We start from the raw sequence: 23,242 nt of genomic DNA, 5'->3' as shown, positions 1-23,242 counted from the left end.
TGAACCAGCCGGAACCCGTGACATCGCCACCGAGAGCGCTCGTCGCCGTGCTCGCCATCGCCGGGACCACGGTGTCGTTGCAGCAGACCTTCGTCATCCCCCTGCTGCCCCACCTGCCCGCGCTGCTGCGCACGACCCCCGACAACGCCTCGTGGGCCGTGACAGCCACGTTGATCGCGGGGGCGGTCTCGATCCCGATCGTCGGTCGGCTCGCCGACATGTGGGGCAAGCGGCGCGTTCTGCTGTCCTGTCTGGCGTTCCTGGTCACGGGTTCCGCGGTGACGGCGCTCAGCGCCTCGCTCGGCTGGTTCGTCGCCGGTCGCGCCTTGCAGGGCACCGCCGCGGGCGTGGTGTCGCTGGGCATCAGCCTGCTTCGCGACCACCTGCCCCAGCACCGCCTGGCCTCCGCGACGTCGGTGATGAGCACGTCGCTCGGCGTCGGGGCTTCGCTGGGAATCCCGCTGTCGGCGTTGCTCGCGCAGCACGCCGACTGGCGGGTCCTGTTCTGGACCGCGGGCGTGCTGGCCGCCGCGACGGGGGTTCTCGTCCTGCTCGTCGTGCCCCGTACGTCCCGGCCGCCGGGCGGGCGGTTCGACCCATTGGGGGCGCTGCTGCTCTCCAGCGCGCTGGTCTGCCTGTTCCTCGCCATCTCCAAGGGCGGTACGTGGGGATGGACCGGCGGCGTCACCCTCGGGTCGTTCGCCTGCGCGGCCACGCTGCTGGTGCTGTTCGGCGCGTGGGAGCTGCGCACCTCGCAGCCGCTGATCGATCTGCGGGTGAGCCGTCGGCCACAGGTGCTGCTCACCAACACCGCCTCGCTGGTCTTCGGCTTCTCCATGCTGACCAGCTCGCTGGTGTTCACCCAGCTGCTGCAGCTGCCCACGGCGACGGGGTACGGGTTCGGCGAGTCGATGCTCGTCGCCGGCCTCCTGCAGGCTCCCGGCGGAGTGTGCATGATCGCCATGTCGCCGGTGTCGGCCATGATCACCGACCGCTGCGGACCGCGGGCGACGCTCACGGCCGGTGCCTCGGTCGTCGTGTGCGGCTACGGCTTCGCGACGCTGCTGCACACCCAGCTCTGGCAGTTGCTCGTCTGCTCCGCCCTCGTCGGATCCGGCATCGGGCTCGCCTACGGGGCAATGCCCTCGCTCATCATGAGCGCGGTCCCCGTCAGCCAGACCGCGGCGGCCAACAGCCTGAACAACCTCTGCCGGTCGTTGGGCACATCCACCGCCAGCACGGTGGCCGGACTGCTCCTGACCACCATGAGCACGACGGTGGGCGGGCACGTCGTCCCGGACCGGACCGCGTTCACCACCATCCTGCTGATCGGCGCGTCGGCGGCGCTGCTGGCCCTGGTCATCGCAGCTTTCATCCCCCGCCCCCGCCCGGCCACGACGGCTGACCTCCCGCTCGTCGCACCCACTGCCGTGCTGCGGCACGAGCCGAATCCCAGCCCCTAGCCACCGGAGCCCCATCCGCCGCCGGCGAGGCAGCAGCCAACCCCCGGTCCGGATGGGCTTCCTCTCCGCCACTACCGAACAGGACCCCCATGGCGCAGGCGCCCCCCACCCCGACCTCGTCCCCTACTCGGCCCACCGCCCCGGCGGCGGTCGACGACGGCGGTGCCGCGAGCCGTCCCCGCGGCGCCCGAACCCGCCTCACCCTCGTCCACGGCCAACTGCGCGCGATCCGCGTCCGGATCGAGGACCGTCCTGTGCTGCGCCGAGTCTGGCAGCTCTGCGTCGCCGTGGTCGGATTCGCCGTTCTCGGGCTCGGCGTACTCGCCATTCCCTACCCAGGGCCCGGCTGGCTCATCGTGTTCGCCGGTCTGGCGGTCCTCGCCAGCGAATTCGTCTGGGCCCGCCACCTCCTGCGCTACGCGCGGCGGCACTACGACGGCTGGACCGCGTGGGTCCGTCGGCAGGACCGGCCGGTCAAGTTCGCGGTGCTCGCCGCAACTGCGGTCGTCATCGGGATGACCCTGTGGCTGATGGGCGGCCTGTGGCTCGTGGCGAGCCAACTCGGGCAGGCCGACTGGACCTGGTTGCGGAGCCCGCTGCTGGGGTGACGGTCCGACCTGGGGGCGGGTGCGCCACCCCTGCCGACCACGGCGCCCGTGGTGGGGGAGAGCTTGCCAGAGCACCGCCGCCGGGCGGCTCCCGGCAGCGCCTGGTCTGTCGCGTACCCGGTTCTGGTCATGGGACCAGCGTCGGTTCCCGGACCCGGCGCAGACATCGGCACGAGCACGTAGGTTTCGCCCCCGGCGCTACCGGCTCGCCGCCTCGCACACGATTCTCCCCAGTACCCCCACCGCGTCTGCAAGTACCACCCGAAGTGCCCGCGCGGAGCGGTAAGTACTACCCGGCGGCGCGAATGGCGAGTTCGGAGTGCGTGAATGTTCAGTTCGGGGTGACGTGTCGTGATCGCGGGTCCGGGAACTGGTGGGAGACGGCGAGGCTGTACAGCATGAAGCCCTGGCAGTGCAGGTCGCCGATCCGCTGGCGCACCTGTAGCGAGCGGATGAGGTGGACCAGCGATTCGTCCGCCGCCGGGGGTCGATGAGCATCCGGTACATGGCCGCGCCCACGACCATGTCGGTCACCGAGTCGACGTCGGCGTCGCCGGCCGGATGTGCTGCTCCCGGTAGGTGGCCAGCAGCGCTGGGTGGCTGACGCTGGTGCCGATGAGTTGGGGATCAGGCTGCGGTCCGGCAGGCCGCGCACCGCTCGCGGCAGCGCGAGGTCACCGATCGGCACCGTCGCCTACCAAGGCGTCGAGCCCGCCGGCACACCGCCACCCACGACGTGGTCGACCCGGACAAGCTCCGGGCCGTCGCGGGCGGCACCGCGCACGACCTCAGAACGCGGTGAACCGGCGGTAGAAGGCGATCTGGTCGGCCAGGACGCGATCGCGGGTGGCGGGGTCGTTGTAGAAGGAGAAGTGCGTGCCCTCGTAACGGCGCAGTTCCGCGCGAGGGGCGCGCTCGGCGAGTTCCCGCGTCGTCTGCTCCGGGGTCTCCCGGTCGTCGGCGGCGATGCAGACGAGCAGCGGCGCCCCCAGGCGGGAGGCGTCGGCGGCCGGGCGGTAGCGGGCCATGGACAGCAGTCCGCGCGGGGCGACGGAGTTGCGCCACAGCGTGTCGCCGTCCCCGCTGAGCGTGCGGATGTGCTGCTCGGCCTCCTCGGTCGCGGTGACCGCCAGTTGCCCCGGCTTGGCGAGCATGGGGATGTAGTGGGGCGCCAGGCCGAGCTTCCCGCGCAGGGCGTCCCAGAGGATGACCGCCCGCAACTTCAGCACCTCCGCGGTCGACCGGCCCTCGACCTGCTCCGGGAAGCCGTTGAACGGGATCTGGGCCACGACGGCGACCACCCGCGGGTCGTCGGCCGCGACGGTGATGGCGTGGGCGCCGCCGAGCGAGTTTCCCCACAGCAGGATGCGGTCGGGGTCGATGCGCCGGTCGGCGCGCGCCCACGCGATGGCGGCCCGCAGGTCGTCCTGCTGGCCGCGGACGTCGACGAGTTGACGCGGTTCGCCGCCGCTCTCGCCGAAGCCCCGGTAGTCGAACACCAGCGCCGCCGCCCCCTCGGCGGCGAACCGCCGGGCGTGCGGGAAGAGCCGGTCCATCGTGCCGCTGAACCCGTGGCACAGCACGACGCACGGCAGCGGGCCGGAGCGCCCCTCCGGCAGGTGCAGGTACCCCGCGCACCGGGTGCCGCCCGACTCGAACGACACGTGTTCCCGTTCCACCACGCCGCATCCCCCCAGCACTGAATCCAGGTCAGTAAAATAGCAGGAGAATTGACCAGCGGTAGGGGGATTCATGACGGGGACCGGGACGACCGCCGAGCGCATCCTCGCCGCTGCCGGGGCACTGTTCGCCGAGCGCGGGTATCGAGCGACGTCGATGCAGGCGATCGCGCGGCGCGTGGACATCACCAAGGCCGCGCTGTACTACCACTTCCCGTCCAAGGACGAGATACTGCACCGTCTCACGGTTCCCCTGCTCGGGGAGTTGGAGCGTGCCCTGGACGAGGCGGGGACGCACCACGACCCCGAAGCGGTGCGCTGGCGGGCCGTCGAGGGGTTCCTGGACGTCAGCCTGCGCCACCGCACCACCCTGCTGATGCTGGTGCGGGACATGACCCTGCTGGCGAGGCCGCCGGTCGCGGAGCGGTTCCGGGCCGTGGTGCGCCTGGCCAACGACCTGGTGTGCGGGCCGGACCGCAGCCTGGAGCGGCGGGTGCGCGCCGCCCAGGCGGTGGCCTGCCTGACCGACCCGGTCGTGCTGTTCCACGACGCCCCGCCCGAGCGGGTGCGGGCCCTGCTGCTCGACGGCGTGCGCGCCCTGCTGGGCGAGCCGTCCGCCCGACGCCCGCGGCCCAGGGGGAGCGGTGGCGGGCGGCCCCTCGCGCTGACCGGCGAGCAGGTCGAGCAGGTGCGGCGGCTGCACGCCTCCGGAGCCTGCACCGCCGAGCAGCTCGCCGCCCGGTTCGGCGTCTCGCGGGCCACGGTCTACCGTTGTCTCAAAACCTGAAGAAATGAGACTTTGATTCTGAGACGGCGGCTGCGCTCGATTCCGGGAGGAGCGCGGAGCGGCGGGCAGGGGGACCATTCGGATAATTCGGTCGGCGTCTTGTAGCCTGGTGTCCACAGGGGAGTATCCCGGCACGGTGCACGTCGTCAACACGATCGAGGCCGAATCCGATCCGGCGTGCCCGGCCCGTCCGCGGGTGGGGGAGACCTGGCCGTCTCGTCCTGCCCGGAGGTCCCGTGGACACCCCCACCTGGGTCTGGCTCGTCACCGTCGGCGTCACCATCGCCTTCTTCGTCTTCGAGTTCCTGGCCCACGTGCGCACGCCGCACGAACCCACCATCCGCGAGTCGGCCGCCTGGTCCGCGTTCTACATCGGCCTGGCCCTGCTGTTCGGCGTGGGCATCGGCCTGGTCAACGGTTGGGGCTTCGGCGGCGAGTACTTCGCGGGCTACCTCACCGAGAAGGCGCTCTCGGTGGACAACCTGTTCGTGTTCCTGCTGGTCATGAGCGGGTTCGCGGTGCCGAAGCGCTACCAGCAGAAGGTGCTGCTCATCGGCATCGTGATCGCGCTGGTCATGCGCGGCGCCTTCATCGCGGTGGGCGCCACGCTCATCGCCAACCTGTCGTGGGTCTTCTACCTGTTCGGCGCGCTCCTGCTGCTGCTGGCCTGGCGCCAGCTGCGGCACGACGACGGCAAGGACCCCGGCGACAACGCCATCACCCGCTGGGCGCGCCGGGTGCTGCCGGTCACCGACGACTTCCACCGCGACCGCCTCGTCACCCGCGAGGCCGGACGCCGCATGGTGACGCCGCTGTTCATCACCGTCGTCGCGATCGGCTTCATCGACCTGATCTTCGCCGTGGACTCGATCCCGGCCATCTACGGCCTCACCGAGCAGCCGTACATCGTGTTCACCGCGAACGCGTTCGCGCTCATGGGGCTTCGCCAGCTCTACTTCCTGCTGGGCGGCGTGCTGGAGCGCCTGGTCTACCTGGCGCAGGGCCTGGCCTTCATCCTGGCCTTCATCGGTGTGAAGCTGATCCTCCACGCGCTGCACGTGAACGAGCTGCCGTTCATCAACGGCGGTCAGCCCGTGCTCTGGGTGCCCGAGATCCCGACCTGGTTCTCGCTGCTCGTCATCGCTGCGGCCATCGCGGTGGCCACCGCGGCGAGCCTGGTCAAGACCCGAGGCAAGCTGCCGCGGAAGAGGTTCGAGCCCACCGCGAGCCCTCGCACGAATAGCGCAGGCCGGGTCGACGCTACGAAGGGTCACGTGGAAACCTCCGAGGGGTGACGGTTCGAGAGGAGCGCGAGGGCGGCGCCGCCGACTTCCTGCGCGGGCGATGGCGGGTGCGGCGGCGCATCGTCGACCACCGCAACGGGGTCGAGGGCGACTTCGTGGGAACGGCCGAGTTCGGCGACGACCTGTCCTACCACGAGGAGGGCGAGCTGCGCTGGGGCGACCACCGCGGGCCCGCGACCCGCTCCCTGCGCTACATCGACCGGGGCGGGCACGTCCTCGACGTCAAGTTCGCCGACGGCCGCGACTTCTACCGCCTCCACCTCAGCGACGGCGGCTGGTCCGCCGAGCACCCGTGCAGCGCCGACACCTACGTGGTGGCCGGGCGGATCACCGGGCCGGACAGCTTCACCGAGCACTGGCACGCCACCGGCCCCGCCAAGGACTACGAGCTGCTGACCGACTACGAGCGCGACACCAGGTAGTGGCTGGTCAGAGCGCCTCGCACGAACACGTCCCGGATACCAGAGGCCGCCTCCCGCGCGAGGAGGCGGTGAGCGTGGTGCCGCCTCAGCACCGGGTCTTCACCAGGAACTGATACCGGGCGAAGCTGTCGTTCCCGTAAACGACCCGGTAGCACTGCTGCGGGGAGGTCCACGAGGAGACGCAGGTCTTCCGCGCCTCGTTGCACTTCGACAACGTCGGGTAGAGCGGGCTGTTGCAGTCCGCGTACGCAGGCGAAGCCGTGCCCAGCGCCAGACCACCGGCCAGTGCCGCGCCGATCACGGCGATCGACCCCTTGGCGGCGGTGAGCCGCGTGGGGACTGGTCCCGAATTGGCGCAACACACTGGGCGCCGACACGTCGCGGAGGAGGTCGCGAAGGAGTTCGCATCCCGTGCCCGCGTGGGCGGCACGGGTAGTCGCTCCGGGCGTGGTGGCAGAGGAGGCGATGCATGGACTTACAACGAGCTTGCCGTGCGGTTCTGGCCGTGGCGCTGGTGGCCGGGGCGGTGGGGGTCTCCGGCTCGGTCGCGGTGGCGCAGGATTCGCCGTTGTCGGTCGTGGGCGTGGCGGCCAGCGGGGACGACGGCAATGTCGCGGCCAACACGCTGGATGGCGACCTGGGCACCCGGTGGTCGGCGGAGGGCGACGGGGTGTGGATCCAGTACGACCTCGGTTCGGCGCAGACCATCGGGTCGGTCTCGATCGCCTGGCACAAGGGGGACACCCGGAGGAACACCTTCGACGTTCGGGTGTCGGATGACGCGTCGTCGTGGATTCCGGTGTTGAGCGGGCAGAGGAGCAGCGGCAGTTCGGTCCGGTTGCAGGACTACGACTTCCCCGACGCCTCGGGCCGGTACGTGCGCGTTGTCGGTCACGGCAACACTTCCAACGACTGGACCAGCATCACCGAGGTGAGCGTGAACGGCGCCACCTCGGAGCCGGGCGACCAGACCAGTGCGGCGGTGAGGTACGGGTGGGGCGCGCCGCTGCCGATCTCCGACGAGTTCGACTACACCGGACCGGTCGACCCGACGAAGTGGGCCGTGCCGAGCGGCAACGAGGGCGGCACGCCGGGGTGCTGGAAGGGGCACGCCGAGAACGGCCGCCGCTGCGCGAAGAACAGCACGGTCGCCGACGGCATCATGACGATGCGCGGGGAGGCCAACGGCGACACCGGCTGGCTGAGGCAGCAACTGGACCGCCAGTACGGTCGCTGGGAGATCCGGTCCCGTTCGCGCAACACCGGCACCTCCGGCGGGTTGTACCACCCGCTGCACCTGATCTGGCCGACCTCGGGCAAGCGCCTGCAGGACGGCGAGTACGACTGGGTGGAGTACTCCAACCCCGACGCGCAGTGCCTGCAGGCCTTCCTGCACTACCCGAGCAGCCCGTCGGACAAGAAGGAGCGGCGCGAGCGCTGCCCGGTCGACATGACCCAGTGGCACAACTTCGCCTTCGAGTGGACCCCGGCCGGGGTGGCGGGCTACGTCGACGGAGTGGAGTGGTTCCGCCTGTCCGGTGGCGCGGGCTCCGACCGGGGCGACATCCAGGACATGCCCTCGGGTCACCTCAACATCCAGCTCGACAACTTCACCGGCAGCAGCGGCCTGCGCCCGGCGGTGTTCGAAGTCGACTGGGTCCGCGTCTACTCCTGAACTCCGCCGGACGGGGAGCCTGCCGATCAGGTGCTCGTCCGCGCCCTGCTCAGTGCGCCACGCCTCGGCGCAGTGGAGGGCAGAGCTGCATGGCGACTTCGCGGACGATGCCGAAGATGGTGTTGTTGCCCGCGTTGCTGGGGTGGACCAGGTCCTCGTGGTAGCCGCCCCAGCGGTTGTCGCCGGGGAAAGCCCATTCCAGGTTGATCATCGGCAGGTTGTTGGCCAGGGCCAGGTCGCGCATCGCCACGGCGTAGGGCTCCTGGGGGCCGCGCTCGGCGGTCTGCTGCGGGTTGTAGACCCAGGGGCTGTGCAGCAGCACGATGAGGCTGTCGGGGCTGTAGCCCCGGACCTCGTCGATGATCGCCTGGAACTGCTGCCGGTAGGTCTGCACCGGCACCCGGTAGTACCAGTCGTTGATGCCCCAGTTCATGATGATCAGCGGGGGACGGTGGCGGGTGAAGGCGATGTGGCCGTGCTGCGGTCCGCCGGGCAGGAAGTCGGCGGTGGTCGAGCCCGCCACCGCGCCGCCGGACCACACCTGCGCGTTGGGATAGCCGTCGGCCACCAGGCTCTGCTGCAGCAGCAGGGGCCAGCGGTGCTCGTCGTCGGCGCGGTCGCCGCGGGCCACCGAGTCGCCGAGCACGTCGACCACGGGCGCGCCCGCGGCCAGCGACTGGCACCAGGCCGTGGTCGCCGCGCCACCGGCGGGTGGCGCGGTCGGTAAGAGCAGCAGCACGAGCGGCAGGAAGGTCAATAAGCGTCGAGGGCGGGCGGTCATGCGCTGCCGCCAAGTCTGCGGATGATCACGTTCACGATGTCGATGATCACCCTTTCGAGCGTTACTCGAAAGGGTGATCAGAGGGTGTTCGCTAGATGACGTCGATGAAGACCGGGTTGGCGTAGAACCACAGGTCGGCCCACGGGTCCGCGTCGCCGATCACGTCCACCACGGGATGCCCGTCGGCGGTCAGCCGGTTGCCGTCGCTGCCGCGCAGCCGCAGGTAGAAGGAGCGGTCGACATCGCGGAAGGTGTGCGTGAAGCGGACCTCGCCGCGTGCGCCGCCGACCTCGAAGGTCTTCACCACCGAGGTCCCCGGCGCCGACAGCGCGTCCCGGTCGGCCGCCGGGCCGGTGACCGGACCCGCGATCAGGTCGACCTTGGCCAGCTTCGGCACCACGCCGCCGAAGTTCGCGCCGCGGGCCAAGGTCACCTCGATGACGACCTCCACCTCGCCGCCGCGGGGGACGAACGTGCGGCCGCCGATGGTGACGCCCCGGCCGTCCCGGTTCGTGCGCACCCGCAGGTCCAGCCCGTCGATCAGCCTGCCGTGCACGGCGATGACCTTGCCCGCCTGCATCCCGCGCATGACGTCGAGGTAGGACTTGGAGGCCGCGCCGACCAGGGTGCTGCTGTAGAAGCCGGGCCAGTAGTCGCCGTAGACCTGCTCGACCCCGGTGTCGACGGGCTTGCCGCGGCTGCCGGTGCTGCCGTGGTCCCCGCTGCCGGGAACGTGCGTGTCGCGGTGGTTCTGGTGGCTGTCGGAGGTCGCGGTGACCCACCACGGCTTGCCCTCGGCCAGCATCGAGTCCCACAGGCCGCCGACCTTGGCGGTCATCCAGTCGAACCCGCCGTAGGTGCGGTAGGGGTTCTCCGACGCGGTGGGGGCGTAGCCGGGGAAGCTGTCCGGGCCGGGGGAGGAGTCGTAGTAGCCGCGCCCACCACCGCGCCCGCCCCGGTCCTCGGGGATGCCCGCGGCCTGGTGGCCCGGCGCGCCCTCCATGCCCACCGCGACGCCGGGCGCGGCGTCGCGCCAGCCCCGCAGCTCGTGCGGGCTGTCCAGGCCGCGGCGGGACGGGTGGTTGGCGAACATCAGCGCGATCTCGGTGCGACCGGAGAGTACCTGCGCCTCCAGGTAGCGCAGGGCGGCCAGCGCGTACGGCTCGCCCTCGGGCCCGGTCGAGCGGGGGATCAGGCCCGCGCCGCCCTGCTCCGCGGGCGTGGACAGCACGCCGCCGTCGTACGCGGCCTCGAACGCCCGCAGGATGTCCATGGTGGAGCGGCCCGGAGGCAGGAACAGGGTGGCGTGCTCCGCGCCGGGGATGTTCCACTCCAGGCCCTGGTACACCAGCACGTCGCGGTAGGACTTGCGGGCCCGCTCGACGTCCGGCCCGACCTGGTCGAGCGAGAGCTTCTGGTGCGCCACGCCGCCGTGGTCGGTGATGACCACCCAGTCCAGGCCGTGCTCGCGCGCCGCGGCCACCTGCTGGGCGACCTCGTACTGCCCGTCGGAGGAGTACCGGGTGTGGATGTGGTGGTCACCCGCCAACCACCGGTCGCCGCCGCCCCACGGGTTGCGCGGCCTGCGGTCGTCCTCGTGGGCGTGCGCGGTCCCCGCGCCCACCGCCGCGGTCCCCGCGACCGCGCCCGCCGCGCCCAGCCCGGCCAGGAAGCGTCGGCGCGCCACCGAGAGCGGGCGGTCGTCCTCCTGGTTCAGCCAGCTGTCCCGCGCGTCCTGGTGGGTGTGCTCGTGGGAGTGGCCGTGGTGGTGCGACATCGGGGCGCTCCGATCGTGACCCGTGCGGTGGCGTCCCGAAACTATTGCGACGCCACCGCACGCGCGCACCGCACGCGGGCGAACAGCCGGTGAACACTCAGGCGGGGAACACTTCAGGCGACGCCCAGGCCCCGCTGCGGCAGCGCGACGGTCACCTCCGCCCGTTGCGTCACGCCGTTGACCGCCACCGCCAGCGTCACCCGGCCGGGCCGCAGGCCGGTCAGCTCGCCGGTGCTGGGGTCGAACCACGCGGTGTGCCACGGGCGCACCCCCTGCCGCGGCCCGACGTGCAGGTTCGGCGAGCCGCTCCAGTCCTGGCTCATCGGGTACGCCACCGGCACCCGCCGCGCGCCCTGGGTCACGGTGGCGCTCACCCGCTCCGCTGAGCCCGTCCACACGACCGGCGGCGCCTGCAGCGCCAGCGCGTCCACGTGCGGGCGGATCTCCGCGGCCAGCCAGTCCCGTGCGCCCTGGTCCACGCCCAGCAACGTCCAGCCGGTGAACCCGCCCGCGCCCGCGTCGCCCGAGGGCGCCTTGCCGGAGTTGCCGTTGACCAGGTGCGGCACGCCGTCCACCCGCGAGGCGGCGAACAGGCCCACGTGCGCGCCGATGAACGCCGCGCCCTTGCCGGTGTCCCGCTGGAACTCGGCCAGCCACCGCTCCACCAGCGCCGCCTCCATCCGGTCGGACAGCTGGCTGCTCTTGACCGGCGACGGGTCGCGCGTCGGGTGGTGCTCCAGCACCACCACCGAGTTCACCCCGCCGTGGTCGCGCAGCGCGTCGCGCAGCATCACCACCTGGTCGAAACCGCCCCCGCGCAGCGTGCCGGTGGAGGAGTCCAGCAGCACGAACCGGGTGCCCCGGTGGTCGAAGACGCGGTTGGTGACGCCGAACTCGCGGCGGAAGTTGTCGATCGTGCCCGGCCCCATGATCTCGTGGTTGCCCGGCACGTAGTACCACGGCAGCTCGTCACCCAGCTCCTCGTCGAGCACGCGGTGCGCCAGCGCCAGGTCCTCGGGCGCGGCCTCGTCCACGAGATCGCCGTTGACGACCACGAAGTCGGGCCGCTGCGCCTTGATCTCCCGCAGGGTCCGCCGTGCCGCCTTCACCAGGTCGCTGTCGGGATCGCGCGCCACGAACTGGGCGTCGGACATCACCGCGAACCGCCACGGTCGCCCGTCCACCGTGCCGTCCCGCACCACGAACCGGTCCGCCACCACCTCGGTGGGCGGCAGCTCGACCGGCGGCGGCACCTTCGCCACGATGTCGTCCACCAGCACCTCGCCGGTGTACTGCCGGTCGGACTTGATCTCGATGGTGTAGAACCGGGTGATCCGCAGCGGGAACGCCAGCTCGGCGGGCACCGCGACCTCGATCTGCTGCCAGCCCTCCCAGGTGATGAACGGGCCGTAGAGCGAGCGCGTCAGCCCTTGGGCGTCGGTGACGGTGAACGCGGTCCACTCGCCGCGGCCGTGCCCGTGCACCCACGCGCCCAGCGCCAGCGGCTGCCCCTCGACCTCGATCGGCCGCGGCGGGATGGCGTAGGCGGTGCGCGTCCCGGTGGACTGGCTGAAGTCGTAGCTCAGCCTCAACCCCGTGCCGGTGCGCCCGTCCGGGGTCGGTGCCACCGACCCCGACCCGCGCGCCGAGCCGAACGTCCACGACGCGGCGTCGTCGAACCCGGCCACCAGCTGCTCGCGCAGCCCGACCGTGACCGGCAGGCGCACTTCGCGCCCGCCCGCGCGGGCCACGACCGTGGTGGCGCCCTCCCGCTTAGCCGTCACCCGCAGCGCGCCGTCCTCGCCGCCGACCACGTCGACCACCGTCCGGTCGTACTCCAGCGCCAGGTCCGCGGGCTCGATCGGCGCGGTGAACCCCTCGGCGTCGTGGCCCACCACGCCGAAGGCCGCCGTGCCGCCGACCGCAGCCAGGCTGAGCCTGCTCTCGGTGGCCGACAGCCGCGCCAGCGGGCCCAGCACGGTCAGCTCCAGCTCGCCGCTCACCCGCCCCCGCCGCGCCACGGCGCTGGTGGTGCCGGGCCGCTGGGCGCGGAACACGCCGTCCTGGTCGACGCGGCCGACCTCGGGGCGGGAGCTGTGCCAGACGTGCGACTCGTCGCGCGCGGGCCCGTAGGTCTCGTCGTACCCCTCGGCGGTCAGCCGCCGGGTCAGACCGGGGAACACCCGCTCGGGGTGGCCGCCGGGGACCGTCCCGGCGCCGGGCGCGGTGTCCGGGTCGACCGCGGTGCCGACCCAGAACCCGGCGAGCTCGCCGCTGCCCCGCGGGGCGTACAGCGCCAGCCCGTTGGGCACCGGCCGCTCACCGCCGTCGGACGGGGTGTTGGCCAGTTCCACCGCCTCCGCGCCGGGCGTGCGCACGACCATCGTGGACGAGCCGCCGCCGTCGAGGTTGAGCGCGTTGTGCGCGCCCATCTCCTTGAGCGTGGTCGCCAGGTCGCGCAGGCTCAGGCCGAGCAGGTACGGCGTGGTCCGGCCGTCCACGGTGAGCATGAACATCTTCTTGCCGTCCGCCGAGAAGCCCACGGCGGTGCGCGGGTTGATCGGGTCCTCCGGCGCGACCACCTCGCCGTTGTCCACCAGCAGCTGCCTGCCGCCGATCGCGGCGCGCAGGGCCGCGCCGTCGGCGGCCTTGGCGGTGTACCGCACCGAGACGGGGTCGCCGGGCCGCAGCGCGGCCAGCGCGTCCCCGCCCGTCTCCCGGCCGACCAGCACGTACCCGTCGGAGGGGATCGGCTCCGCGGTCGCCTGCCCGCGCGTGGCCACCACGACGTCGCCGCGCACCACGACCTCGGTGACCCGCGCGCCGCCGCGCACCGCGCGGGCCCGGCTGTAGGACCCCCACAGCGGGGTGAACACGCCGATGCCGTCCGCGCCGATCGAGGCGCTGTTGAGCTGCGCCAGCGGGACCTGCCCGGACGGCAGCACGACACCGCCCTCGAACAGCACCTCCATCACCCGGCCCAGGCCCGCCGCGTCGATGCCCACCGCTCGGCCGCGCCCGGCCGCCCCCGACTTCACCGGCTGCCCGTCGCGCACCCCCGGCCCCTCCGGGGCGTTGGAGTTGTTGATGTCGAAGAAGTCCCCGTTGATCGCGGCGACCGCGCCCGTCCGGTCGGCCTGCGCGGACAGCGGCTCGACGTCGGTGACGCGACCGGGGTCGAGGTAGTCCACCCGCGTGCCCGCCGTCAGGTCGACGGTGAGCGCGTCGCCGCGCACCCAGCCGCCCGCGCCGCCCGGCTCGTACCAGTCGAACGAGTCCAGCGTCACCCCCGGCGCCACCGGCCGGGTCTCGCGGTCGGTCTCGATCCGCCGGGTCGGGTCGACCGCGGTGGCGGTGGCGGGGGCGTCGGGCAGGTCCTGGACCGGCAGGTCGGGGGCGGCGTGCGCCGGGGCGGCCAGGCCGAGCAGCAGGGCGGACAGCGCCAGGAGGCGGAGCGGGCGGCAGGACATCGGGGACCCCCGGTGTGGTGACGAACTTACCCACTGCAAGTTCACCGTGTTGTTCATTGGCGGGACAGTGCCGTTCGGCGCAACCGCGACCCGCCCGCCGTGCGGGGGTTCGAGCCGTTCGAGTGGGCTTCCCGGCATCCCCGACACGCACCGCGACCGCCTAGTACTACCGGAGGCTGAGGCGCTTCCGACCGGGGTTTGACGCAGCGCGGTCCCCGGTCGGGTTACCGTGCCACGATCATCGGCCGGGTGGGGCCGAGCCCGTGGTTGAGGGGGAGGAACGGTCATGACGACAGTGGCATCGGTGCGAGACGGTCTGGTCGCCTGGGTCGCGCGGCGGTCGGCCGCGAAGTGGGTGCTGGCGAAGTTCGGCTCGCGGGCGCTGGCGCTGCTGCCGCAGGCGGCGCTGGTGCCGCTCAAGCGCGACGGCGTGGAGCCGGTCGCCGAGCTGGAGCGGATGCGGCGGGCCGCGCCGCTGCACCGGGTGCCGGTGCCCTTCGGCGTGCGGGTGTGGCTGGTCACCGGCCAGGCCGAGGCCAAGGCCGTGCTGGCCGACACCGACTCGTTCAGCAACGACTACGCCAAGCTGGGCGCGGCGGTGGGCCTGGAGCAGTCGCCCGGCGGCCTCGGCTTCGCCGACCCGCCGCACCACACGCGGCTGCGCAAGCTGCTCACCCCCGAGTTCACCATGCGCAGGCTGGCCAGGCTGGCCCCGCGCATCGACGAGATCGTCACCGAGCGGCTGGACGCCATGGCCGCCGCGGACGGGCCGGTGGACCTGGTGCGGGAGTTCGCGCTGCCCATCCCGTCGCTGACCATCTGCGAGCTGCTGGGCGTGCCCTACGACGACCGCGACCGGTTCCAGCAGCTGGCCTCGGCGCGGTTCGACCTGTTCGGCGGCGCGGGCGCGGCGCTGGGGGCGGTCTCGGAGTCGCTGGCCTACATGCGCGACATCGTGCGGCGGGAGCGGCTGGCCCCCGGCGACGGGCTGATCGGCATGATCATCCGGGAGCACGGTGACGAGGTCAGCGACGAGGAGCTGGCCGGGTTGGCCGACGGGGTGCTCACCGGCGGGTTCGACACCACGGCCAGCATGCTGGCGCTGGGCGCGATCGTGCTGATGAGCGACGAGCAGGCGGGCGCGGCGATGCGCGACGACGACGCCGCGGTGGCCCCGCTGGTGGAGGAGCTGCTGCGGCACCTGAGCGTGGTGCAGGTGGCGTTCCCCCGCTTCGCCCGCCGCGACATGCGGATCGGCGACACCGAGATCCGGGAGGGCGACGTGCTGGTCTGCTCGCTCAGCGCGGCCAACCGCGAGGGCGCCGACGGGTTCGACCCCTCCCGCGCCCCCTCGGGGCACCTGGCCTTCGGCCACGGCGCCCACCGCTGCGTGGGCGCCGAGCTGGCCAGGATGGAGCTGCGGGCGGCCTTCCCCGCGCTGGTCCGCCGCTTCCCGCAGCTGCGGTTCGCCGACCCCGCGCCCGCCTTCCGCGGCGCGTCCATCGTGCACGGCGTGGACTCGCTGATGGTCCACGTGCGGCCGTGAGTCACGCCCCCTCGGGGGCGTAGCCGAGGTTGGGGCGCTGGGCGCGCCCCAACCTCGGCTAGTGCCGCGCCTGCGTGCGCAGTCCTCGACCTGGTCGCGGTCTCTTGGCGGGTGGGCCGCAGATGAGGGATATTCCAGGTGGAGTGGACAGCGACGCGGCCTCTCACCACCGGTGACCGGCTCCGCACTGTCCGACAGGACCGGATTGCTCCGCTCGTATGACGGTGGGGCGTCCGGACGACTCTGGCACGGATTGCAAAACGCCCTGGCCAGAGCCCGTGTTACCCCTTCGTGCTCACTCCGAAGTGCGAGAGGAGTACAACCTCATGGGTTTCTTCCGCCGCAGACAACCCCGCGCCAGACGCACGACGAGCGTGCTGACCGCGCTGCTCGTCGTCGCGGGCACGACCGTCGCCACCACACCGACCGCCACCGCCGCGGTGCCCACCGGGTTCACCGACAGCCTGGCCATCGGCGGCCTGACCGCACCCACCAACGTCGCCTTCGCGCCGGACGGCAAGGTCTTCGTCGCCGAGAAGAGCGGGATCGTCAAGGTGTTCGACTCGCTGGCGGACACCACCGCCACGGTGTTCGCCGACCTGCGCCCGCAGACGCAGGACTTCTGGGACCGCGGCCTGCTGGGCATCGCGGTCGACCCGCGGTTCCCCGCCCGCCCGTTCGTCTACGCCCTCTACACCTACGACGCGGTGCCCGGCGGCGCGGCGCCACGCTGGGGCGACACCTGCCCGACCCCGCCCGGCGCCACCGACCAGGGCTGCGTGGTCACCGGGCGGCTGTCCAAGCTGACCATGGGCCCGGCGGGCGTGGCCACCGCCGAGCAGCCGCTGATCACCGACTGGTGCCAGCAGTACCCCAGCCACTCCATCGGCACCGTCGCCTTCGGCCCCGACGGGGCCCTCTACGTCGGCGGCGGTGACGGCGCGAGCTTCAACTTCGCCGACTACGGCCAGGTGGGCAACCCGTGCGCGGACCCGCCCTCGGCCGCGGGGACCAACCTCACCCCGCCGACCGCCAGGGGCGGCGCGCTGCGCTCGCAGTCCCCGCGCAGACCTGCGGGCGAACCGGTCACCCTGGACGGCACCATCGTCCGGGTCGACCCGGACACCGGCGCCGGGATGCCCGGCAACCCGTTCGCGGGCAGCCCGGACGCCAACGCCCGCCGGGTCATCGCCCACGGGATGCGCAACCAGTTCCGCTTCGCCTTCCGCCCCGGCACCGAGGAGATCTGGTCCGGCGACGTCGGCTGGAACACCTGGGAGGAGATCAACCGGATCGCCGACGCCAACGACGCGACCGCGGAGAACTTCGGCTGGCCCTGCTTCGAGGGCGCGGCACGGCAGTCCGGCTACGACAACGCCAACCTGACCCTGTGCGAGTCGCTGTACACCTCGGGCGGCCAGAACGCCCCGTTCTACGCCTACAACCACTCGTCCAAGGTCGTGGCGAGCGACCCGTGCCCGACCGGCGGCTCGTCGGTGGCGGGCATCGCCTTCGAGAACGGCAGCAACTACCCGGCCGCCTACGACGGAGCGCTGTTCTTCGCCGACAGCTCCCGAGGCTGCGTCTGGGCCATGCAGACCACCGCGGGCCAGCCCGACCCGACCAAGCTGGTGCCGTTCGTCACCGGCGTCAACGCCCCCGTGCAGGTGCTCACCGGTCCCGGCGGCGACCTGTTCTACGTGGCGCTGGGCGCGGGGCAGGTGCGCCGGGTCAGCTACCCCGGCGGCGGCAACCGCGCGCCGACCGCGGTGGCCACCGCCACGCCGTCCTCCGGCCCCGCGCCGCTGACCGTGCAGTTCAGCGGCACCGGCTCCACCGACCCCGATCAGGGCGACGTGCTGAGCTACGCGTGGGACCTCGACGGTGACGGCGCCTACGACGACTCCACCTCCGCCACCGCGACCTGGACCTACACCGCCCAGGCCCAGGTGACCGCGCGGCTGCGGGTGACCGACCAGGCGGGCGCCTCCGGCACCGCGGCGGTGGCCGTCACCGTGGGCACACCGACCTCGCAGGACCCCGTGCCGGTGATCAGCACGCCCACCACGGCGCTGCGCTGGCGGGTGGGGCAGGCGGTGTCGTTCAGCGGATCGGCCACCGACCCGCAGGACGGCGCGCTGCCCGCGTCGGCGCTGAGCTGGAAGCTGAGCATCCAGCACTGCGCCAGCACCGGCTCCTGCCACGAGCACGTCGTGCAGAACACGACGGGGGTGTCGTCGGGGACCTTCGTCGCGCCCGACCACGAGTACCCCTCGTACCTGGAGCTGACGCTGACCGCCACCGACTCGTCGGGGCGCACGGCGAGCACGACCCGCAGGCTGGACCCGCAGACGGTGGCGCTGACCTTCGCCAGCAGCCCCAGCGGTCTGCAGCTGGCCGTGGGCGGGGCGACCCAGGCCACGCCGTTCACCCGCACGGTGATCGTCGGGTCGAACAACTCGATCAGCGCGCCCAGCCCGCAGGGCAGTGGGACGTTCTCCCGCTACCGGTACCGCAACTGGTCCGACGGGGGAGCGCAGACGCACAACATCATCGCGCCCGCGACCCCGACGACCTACACCGCCACCTACTCGCGGTGCCTGCTGAGCTGCTGATCCGAACCGGTGGTGGACGGCGCTGACCGCGTCGCCCACCACCGCCCGGCCGACGAGGTCCCGCACCCGCGACAGCGGGATGCCGTAGTCCCGTCCGATCCCCGACGACCCGTCGGAGCGGGCGGTGCGGACCCACCTGCCCGTCGGGCCCTCGGGCTCGGCCCGCGGGCGTCCGCTGTGATCACCGCGTTCGCTGTTCGCCCGGCCAACATTCGCGATCGGAACGTTGGCCGGGCCAACCATTTCCGGGAAACATTGGTCGGTCCAACGAGCTGATTAGGGTGGCTGCCATGGACACGCGCGCCCCGGCCCCCGACCCGGCCGCCAAGTGGGTGACCCTGCCCAGCTGGCTGATCACCCAGACCGCCCTGCACGCCCACCGCCTGGTGACCGACGGGCTGGCCGCGGTCGACGCGCGCGGGCACCACTTCCGGCTGCTGGCCGAGCTGGACCGGATCGGCCCGGTCAGCCAGGCCACCCTGGGCCGCAGCAGCGGCATCCACCTCAGCGACGTGGTCGCCGCGCTCAACGAGCTGGCCGACCGCGGCCTGGTCGAGCGCACCCCCGACCCCGTCGACCGCAGGCGCAACACGGTCACCATCACCGCGGCGGGCCGACGCCAGCTGCGCAGGCAGGAACGGCGGCTGGCGCGCGTCCAAGAGGAACTGCTCGCACCCCTGTCACTTCCCGAGCGGGAGCAGCTGACCCGATTATTGGGTGAAGTCCTCCGGCACCACAGCGGACGTGATTAACCCCCCGTTCGCGGCGATCTCCGCGCACTGCCACACCTGTGCGCTTCTCCTCGTTTCCGAGCGCATCGCGCTCGGTTGACCGGATTCGCGCGGGCACGCGATCCGCACCCGTCGGGGAGGCTCACAGCTCCACCTCGAGATCCTCGGCCACCGACCGCAGCGGCGTGATGGTGGGGTGGCCCTGCGCCAGCAGCGCGGCGTCGCTGCCCGGCGGCAGCTCGCCCTCCACCACCAGCGGCGCCACGTCGATGCCGCCGTCCCCGACCTGCTTGAGGCGCGTCTGCACCGCGCCGAACTCGGCCAGCCCGGCCCGCAGCGGCGGCCCCACCCGCTCCCGGTTGGGCACGTTGAGGTTGAGCACCACACCCGGCGGCAGGGCGACCAACCGCTCGAACACCCCGCGCGCCACGGCCGTCGCGGTGCCCCAGTGGTACTCCACCACCTCGTCGGGGTCGCCCAAGCCGACGTCCAGCGACACCGCCATGGCCCGCGCGCCGTTGATCGACGCGGTCAGCGCCGCGCCGACGGTGCCCGAGTGCAGCACCGCCCGGCCGATGTTCGCGCCCCGGTTGACCCCCGACAGCACCACCTCCGGCGGGTCGCCGAACGCGCCCTGGCAGGCCACCAGCGCGATCAGGCCGGGGTGCGCGGCCACGGCGAACGCGGGCACCCCCGGCAGGCCTGCCAGCTCCCGGCGCTCGACGGCGACGCTGCGCCCGTGCTCGGCCGCGGTCAGCCCGGCGCTGGTGCCGCTGGACTCCCGCGCGGGCGCGGCGACGACCACGTCCCAGCCGTGCTCCCGCGCGGTGCCCGCCAGCGCCAGCAGCCCCGGCGAGTCGATGCCGTCGTCGTTGGTCACCACAACCCTCACGCTTCCTCCAGCGGACGCAGTTCCACCCGGCCGGTCAACTCCGCGACGCCCTCGCCGCTGCCGGTGCCCAGCCCGTGCCGGGTCACGTTCAGCGCGCCCGCCGCCGCGCCCAGCCGAAGGGCTTCGTGCAGCGAGTCGCCCCTGGCCGTGCCCGCGGCGAGCCCGGCGGTCATGGAGTCGCCACCACCACGGGTATCCACTGTGGACAGCGTCGGAACCTCCACGGTGAACAGCTCGCCCTCGATCAGCGCCAGGGTCGGGTCCGCGGCCCGCGACACCACCACCGCCCGCGCCCCCGACTCGGCCAGCCGGTAGCAGGACTTGACCAGGTCGGGCACCTCGGCCGAGTCGGCCAGCCCGTCCTCGACCAGCTCGTCGTGGCTGACCTTGAGGATCGACGGCCCGCCCTCCAGCGCGGCGGCCAGCCTGCCGCCGGACAGGTCGACCACCACCTCGCAGCCGTTGGCCCGCAGGTCCGCGGTGAGCCGCTGGTACAGCTCGTCGGGCACCACGTCGTCGCTGGGACCGCTGAGCACGGCCACCCCGGCGCGCAGCGACTCGACCAGCGTCATCTCGTAGAGGTCGTCGAGCTCGTGGCGGGACAGGTGATCGGGCTGCATCTGCACCATGGGTTCCCGCTCGCCCTCGCGCCGGTCGTGCACGTAGGCACCGTTGCGCGCGGCCACGTCCCGCGCGCGCAGCTCGACGTCGATGAGATGCCGCAGCACGTGGCCGGTCTCACCGCCGAGCGCGGCGCACAGCACGACGTCGACGCCGAGTGAGGCGATCATGCGGGACTGCCAGACTCCTTGGCCGCCCGCGTGCAGGTGGATGTCGGGGGTGCCGTCGAGGTCCTCGACGGTGATGGTGAGCTGGGGCGAGGGCGCGAAGACTGCAACTTGTCCGGTCACGGTGGGCGGTTTACCCGTTTTGTCGCCACGTCATCCCTCGGTGTGGTCCGACCGGTGCCGGCATGATCGATCGGGTGAACCGCGTGCCGTGGGACGAGGACGCCTACCTGGAGCTGGTCCGCAGGGCCTGCTTCATCTGCGAGGTGCTGGCGGACAACCCCGACTACCCCCACCACGTCGCGCACCGCGACGAGCGGGCGATCGTGTTCCTCAGCAAGTTCCCCTTCATGCGGGGACACGTGCTGGTGGCGCCGGTCGACCACCACGAGCACGTCATCGGCGACTTCCCGGTGGAGGAGTACCTGGAGTTGCAGCGCGTGGTCCACGCGGTCGGCCAGGCGCTGCCGCGCCTCGTCCCCACCGAACGGCTGTACGTGCTGAGCCTGGGCAGCCAGCAGGGCAACCGGCACGTCCACTGGCACCTCGCACCGCTGCCGCCGGGCGTGCCCTACGAGCGGCAGCAGATCGCTGCCTTCTCGGCGGACCACGGATACCTGGAGATCCCGCCGGAGGAGATGGCGGCGCTCGCGACGGCGCTGGGGGAGGAGGTGGCGTCCGCCCTCGGGCGGTGACGAACCGGTGGGCACGCCAGCGGAAGCGGTCAGCGGACCAGGACGCCGCCGAGCGCGCTGGCCTGGGTGCGCCAGTCGAGCTGGTTCGGGGTGCCGCCCGCCCAGCGCTGCCCCAACCGGTTGAGCGCGTCGCGATCGGTGGTCCAGATCGAGTCCGACTGCCGCTGGGCGTAGGCCCGGTGGGCCGCCGAGCCGGTCACCCGCGCCAGGTCGGCCAGGTAGCGCGCGAAGATGCCCTTGAACTGCTTCTGGTTGTCGTCGCAGCTGCGCTGCCCGACATCGCACGACTCGGTCAGCACCCCGCCACGGGTCAGCACCGGGCTCACCAGCGCGACATCGGCCAGGCGCCGGGCCGCGGCCAGGTACCGGGCATCGCCGGTGGCGCGCCACGCCTCGGTCAGGCCGCCGATGCCCAGGCCCTGGTTGTACGTCCACACCGTCGAGCCGTTGTTGCGGCAGTCCGCGGTCAGACCGTCGTTCACCAGCCCCGCGCTGTTGATCATGCCGCTGGCCAGGTACCAGTCCGCCGCGGTGCGGGTGCGCCGAGACCACACCGCATCACCGGGCAGGCGGCGGTGCAGCGACGCGGCCAAGCGCACGTAAAGGCCCGCGGTCACCGCGTTCTTGTACGTGCGCTCGCGGTCCCACCACACGCCACCACCACAGGTCCTGGTGTCCCAGTACTGGTGCACATAAGCCCCGATGGTCGCCGCCATGCCCAGGTAGCGCCGCTCGCCGGTGTGGTCGTAGGCCGCGATCCACGCCAGCCCCCACCACGCGCTGTCGTCGATGGCCCGGCTGACGAAGTCGCCCTCGATGGGGTCGCTGCCGCGCTGCCCGGCGGGGAAGACGCCCCGGTTGACGTCGAAGGTGCGCGCCACGACCCAGTCGTAGCGGCGGTTCCCGGTCCGCGCCGCGTAGTCGACCAGCGCGGTCAGCGTGGCCGCCGAGTTCCACCAGCTGCTGGCCCACCACCCCTCGTGGGGACGGTACGAGTACATCAGCGCTTCCGCCGCGCCATCGGCCCGAGTCGGAGCTGGGCGGGCCCACGCCGTGCAGCTGCCCTCGTTGCTCCCCGCCGCGCGTCCGCACGCGCGGACCGCGCCGCCGTAGTGGCGCCCGCGCGGGTCGCGCGTGGCGAACATGGTCGTGCGGGTCGAAGTGCCGGAGATGACGGCGGTGCGGCCCAACGACGAACCGCCCGGCCAGCTCGCGCCCTCGTCCCACGAGCGGTCCAGCCACACCTCGTCACCGGGACCGCCTGCCTCGACCGTTCCCCAAGCCATCGCCCTCGCGTCCACGTGCAGGCGGATCGTGCGGCCGTGCAAGGTGGTCGGGGCGACCGGCTGGACGTCACCGGCGGCCAGGCTCGCGTCGACGTGATCGCACAGCACGTCGCACACCACGGGGTAGATCCAGTCGGTGCACGCCACCGCTCCCGCGTCACCGCACGCGCGGATCAGGCCGCGCCGGTGCCCGGCCGGGTCGCTCACGTTGTGCATCAGCGTGCGCGTGCCCGTCCGCGTGCCGGGCACGGTTGCCCTGCCCAGCAGGGGCTCCCAGGTGACGCCGCCGTCCCACGAGCGGTCCAGCCACACCGAGTCGCCTGGCGTCCCCTCGTCGATGCTGCCCCACGCCATGCCGTCGGCGTCGGACACGTGCAGCACCAGGAGACGGCCGTTGAGCCGCTTCTCCGGCACCGGGAACTCCTCCTCCCTGGCCTGCGAGGGGTCCAAGGCGTCGCAGGCCAGGAAGCAGACGGTCGCGGCGGGAGTGGGAGCGGTCGGGCTGAGCAGCTGCGCGGTGGTGATCAGTGCGACCAGCAGGGGAGTCGGCATGGTGGCCTCCGCCGGGAAGCGCCGGGGTTGTCCGAAGAGGACCGGAATGCGTTTTCCAGCAGAGTGGACGGTAGTGCGCCGAAGCTGCGCTTACAACGATGTAAAAGCGTTCTGTCCGGTTCTGTCACCAAGATCGCCCACCATGGGCCGCCTGGTGGAGCGGACTCACCC

General features: G+C 72.6%; 18 protein-coding genes. 10 read left to right on the top strand and 8 right to left on the bottom strand.

All coding sequences use genetic code 11. The annotated features are described in order from the left end of the window. The first annotated feature begins 17 nt into the window (after positions 1-17). On the top strand, positions 18-1,463 hold the full coding sequence (locus JOF41_RS15005) for an MFS transporter (protein ID WP_307867417.1): 1,446 nt from the start codon (positions 18-20) through the stop codon (positions 1,461-1,463). A 254-nt stretch (positions 1,464-1,717) separates the two neighbouring features. After that, on the top strand, positions 1,718-2,071 hold the full coding sequence (locus JOF41_RS15000) for a TIGR02611 family protein (RefSeq protein WP_307867416.1): 354 nt from the start codon (positions 1,718-1,720) through the stop codon (positions 2,069-2,071). Between the two features lie 788 nt (positions 2,072-2,859). On the opposite strand, the gene JOF41_RS14995 is transcribed toward JOF41_RS15000, so the two are convergent. Next, positions 2,860-3,753, bottom strand: coding sequence for an alpha/beta hydrolase (locus JOF41_RS14995; RefSeq protein ID WP_209619659.1), 894 nt, complete (start codon positions 3,751-3,753; stop codon positions 2,860-2,862). A gap of 70 nt (positions 3,754-3,823) precedes the next feature. Between JOF41_RS14995 and JOF41_RS14990 the strand changes: the two genes are divergently transcribed. The 3 genes from JOF41_RS14990 (at position 3,824) to JOF41_RS14980 (ending at position 6,263) form a co-directional block, all read left to right on the top strand. Further along, a complete protein-coding gene (locus tag JOF41_RS14990; RefSeq protein WP_209619655.1) occupies positions 3,824-4,537 on the top strand; it encodes a TetR family transcriptional regulator in 714 nt (237 codons plus the stop codon). A gap of 236 nt (positions 4,538-4,773) precedes the next feature. Further along, entirely contained in the window at positions 4,774-5,832 is a 1,059-nt protein-coding gene (locus JOF41_RS14985) for a TerC family protein (RefSeq protein ID WP_209619652.1), read from the top strand. After that, positions 5,829-6,263, top strand: a complete 435-nt coding sequence (locus JOF41_RS14980; RefSeq protein WP_189227221.1) for a DUF6314 family protein — start codon at positions 5,829-5,831, stop codon at positions 6,261-6,263. Before JOF41_RS14985 ends, JOF41_RS14980 begins: the two co-directional genes overlap by 4 nt. Before the next feature lie 85 nt (positions 6,264-6,348). Here JOF41_RS14980 and JOF41_RS14975 read toward each other — a convergent pair whose 3' ends face one another. Further along, positions 6,349-6,564 (bottom strand): hypothetical protein, encoded by a 216-nt coding sequence (locus JOF41_RS14975; RefSeq protein ID WP_209619649.1) that lies wholly within the window; start codon positions 6,562-6,564, stop codon positions 6,349-6,351. 168 nt (positions 6,565-6,732) lie between these two features. Here JOF41_RS14975 and JOF41_RS14970 point away from each other — a divergent pair, with 168 nt between their 5' ends. Further along, entirely contained in the window at positions 6,733-7,938 is a 1,206-nt protein-coding gene (locus tag JOF41_RS14970; RefSeq protein ID WP_209619645.1) for a discoidin domain-containing protein, read from the top strand. A 49-nt stretch (positions 7,939-7,987) separates the two neighbouring features. On the opposite strand, the gene JOF41_RS14965 is transcribed toward JOF41_RS14970, so the two are convergent. From JOF41_RS14965 to JOF41_RS14955, 3 genes are all read right to left on the bottom strand, one after another. Beyond that, positions 7,988-8,677, bottom strand: coding sequence for an SGNH/GDSL hydrolase family protein (locus JOF41_RS14965; RefSeq protein WP_209619642.1), 690 nt, complete (start codon positions 8,675-8,677; stop codon positions 7,988-7,990). Positions 8,678-8,810: 133 nt separating this feature from the next. Continuing rightward, positions 8,811-10,496: a PHP domain-containing protein gene (locus JOF41_RS14960; RefSeq protein WP_209619639.1), complete on the bottom strand. Its 1,686-nt coding sequence runs from the start codon at positions 10,494-10,496 to the stop codon at positions 8,811-8,813. Between the two features lie 113 nt (positions 10,497-10,609). Continuing rightward, positions 10,610-13,966 carry a phosphodiester glycosidase family protein gene (locus JOF41_RS14955; RefSeq protein WP_209619637.1) on the bottom strand — a complete coding sequence of 1,119 codons (3,357 nt, stop codon included), beginning with the start codon at positions 13,964-13,966 and terminating at the stop codon, positions 10,610-10,612. Positions 13,967-14,252: 286 nt separating this feature from the next. On the opposite strand from JOF41_RS14955, the gene JOF41_RS14950 reads away from it, so the two are divergent. The 3 genes from JOF41_RS14950 to JOF41_RS14940 all read left to right on the top strand — a co-directional run bounded on the left by JOF41_RS14950 (position 14,253) and on the right by JOF41_RS14940 (position 18,879). After that, the gene (locus JOF41_RS14950) at positions 14,253-15,512 is read left to right on the top strand and encodes a cytochrome P450 (protein ID WP_189227289.1); all 1,260 of its coding nucleotides are present in this window, start codon (positions 14,253-14,255) and stop codon (positions 15,510-15,512) included. 326 nt (positions 15,513-15,838) lie between these two features. Continuing rightward, positions 15,839-18,127 (top strand): PQQ-dependent sugar dehydrogenase, encoded by a 2,289-nt coding sequence (locus JOF41_RS14945; protein WP_189227288.1) that lies wholly within the window; start codon positions 15,839-15,841, stop codon positions 18,125-18,127. A 290-nt stretch (positions 18,128-18,417) separates the two neighbouring features. Beyond that, entirely contained in the window at positions 18,418-18,879 is a 462-nt protein-coding gene (locus tag JOF41_RS14940; RefSeq protein ID WP_189227287.1) for a MarR family winged helix-turn-helix transcriptional regulator, read from the top strand. A 121-nt stretch (positions 18,880-19,000) separates the two neighbouring features. Here the strand turns inward: JOF41_RS14940 and surE are convergent, their stop codons facing one another. Both surE and JOF41_RS14930 read right to left on the bottom strand, forming a co-directional pair. Continuing rightward, positions 19,001-19,750 carry a 5'/3'-nucleotidase SurE gene (surE, locus tag JOF41_RS14935; protein WP_209619634.1) on the bottom strand — a complete coding sequence of 250 codons (750 nt, stop codon included), beginning with the start codon at positions 19,748-19,750 and terminating at the stop codon, positions 19,001-19,003. Continuing rightward, positions 19,747-20,661, bottom strand: a complete 915-nt coding sequence (locus JOF41_RS14930; protein WP_189227285.1) for a PfkB family carbohydrate kinase — start codon at positions 20,659-20,661, stop codon at positions 19,747-19,749. Before JOF41_RS14930 ends, surE begins: the two co-directional genes overlap by 4 nt. Before the next feature lie 62 nt (positions 20,662-20,723). On the opposite strand from JOF41_RS14930, the gene JOF41_RS14925 reads away from it, so the two are divergent. After that, positions 20,724-21,233, top strand: coding sequence for an HIT family protein (locus JOF41_RS14925; RefSeq protein ID WP_189227284.1), 510 nt, complete (start codon positions 20,724-20,726; stop codon positions 21,231-21,233). Between the two features lie 29 nt (positions 21,234-21,262). Here the strand turns inward: JOF41_RS14925 and JOF41_RS14920 are convergent, their stop codons facing one another. Further along, entirely contained in the window at positions 21,263-23,071 is a 1,809-nt protein-coding gene (locus JOF41_RS14920) for a glycoside hydrolase family 76 protein (RefSeq protein ID WP_209619631.1), read from the bottom strand. Between the last annotated feature and the right edge of the window lie 171 nt (positions 23,072-23,242).

It is taken from the genome of Saccharothrix coeruleofusca (genome assembly GCF_017876325.1).
In the GTDB taxonomy this organism is placed as follows: Bacteria; Actinomycetota; Actinomycetes; order Mycobacteriales; family Pseudonocardiaceae; genus Actinosynnema; species Actinosynnema coeruleofuscum.
This window is presented reverse-complemented; position numbering and strand designations above follow the sequence as displayed.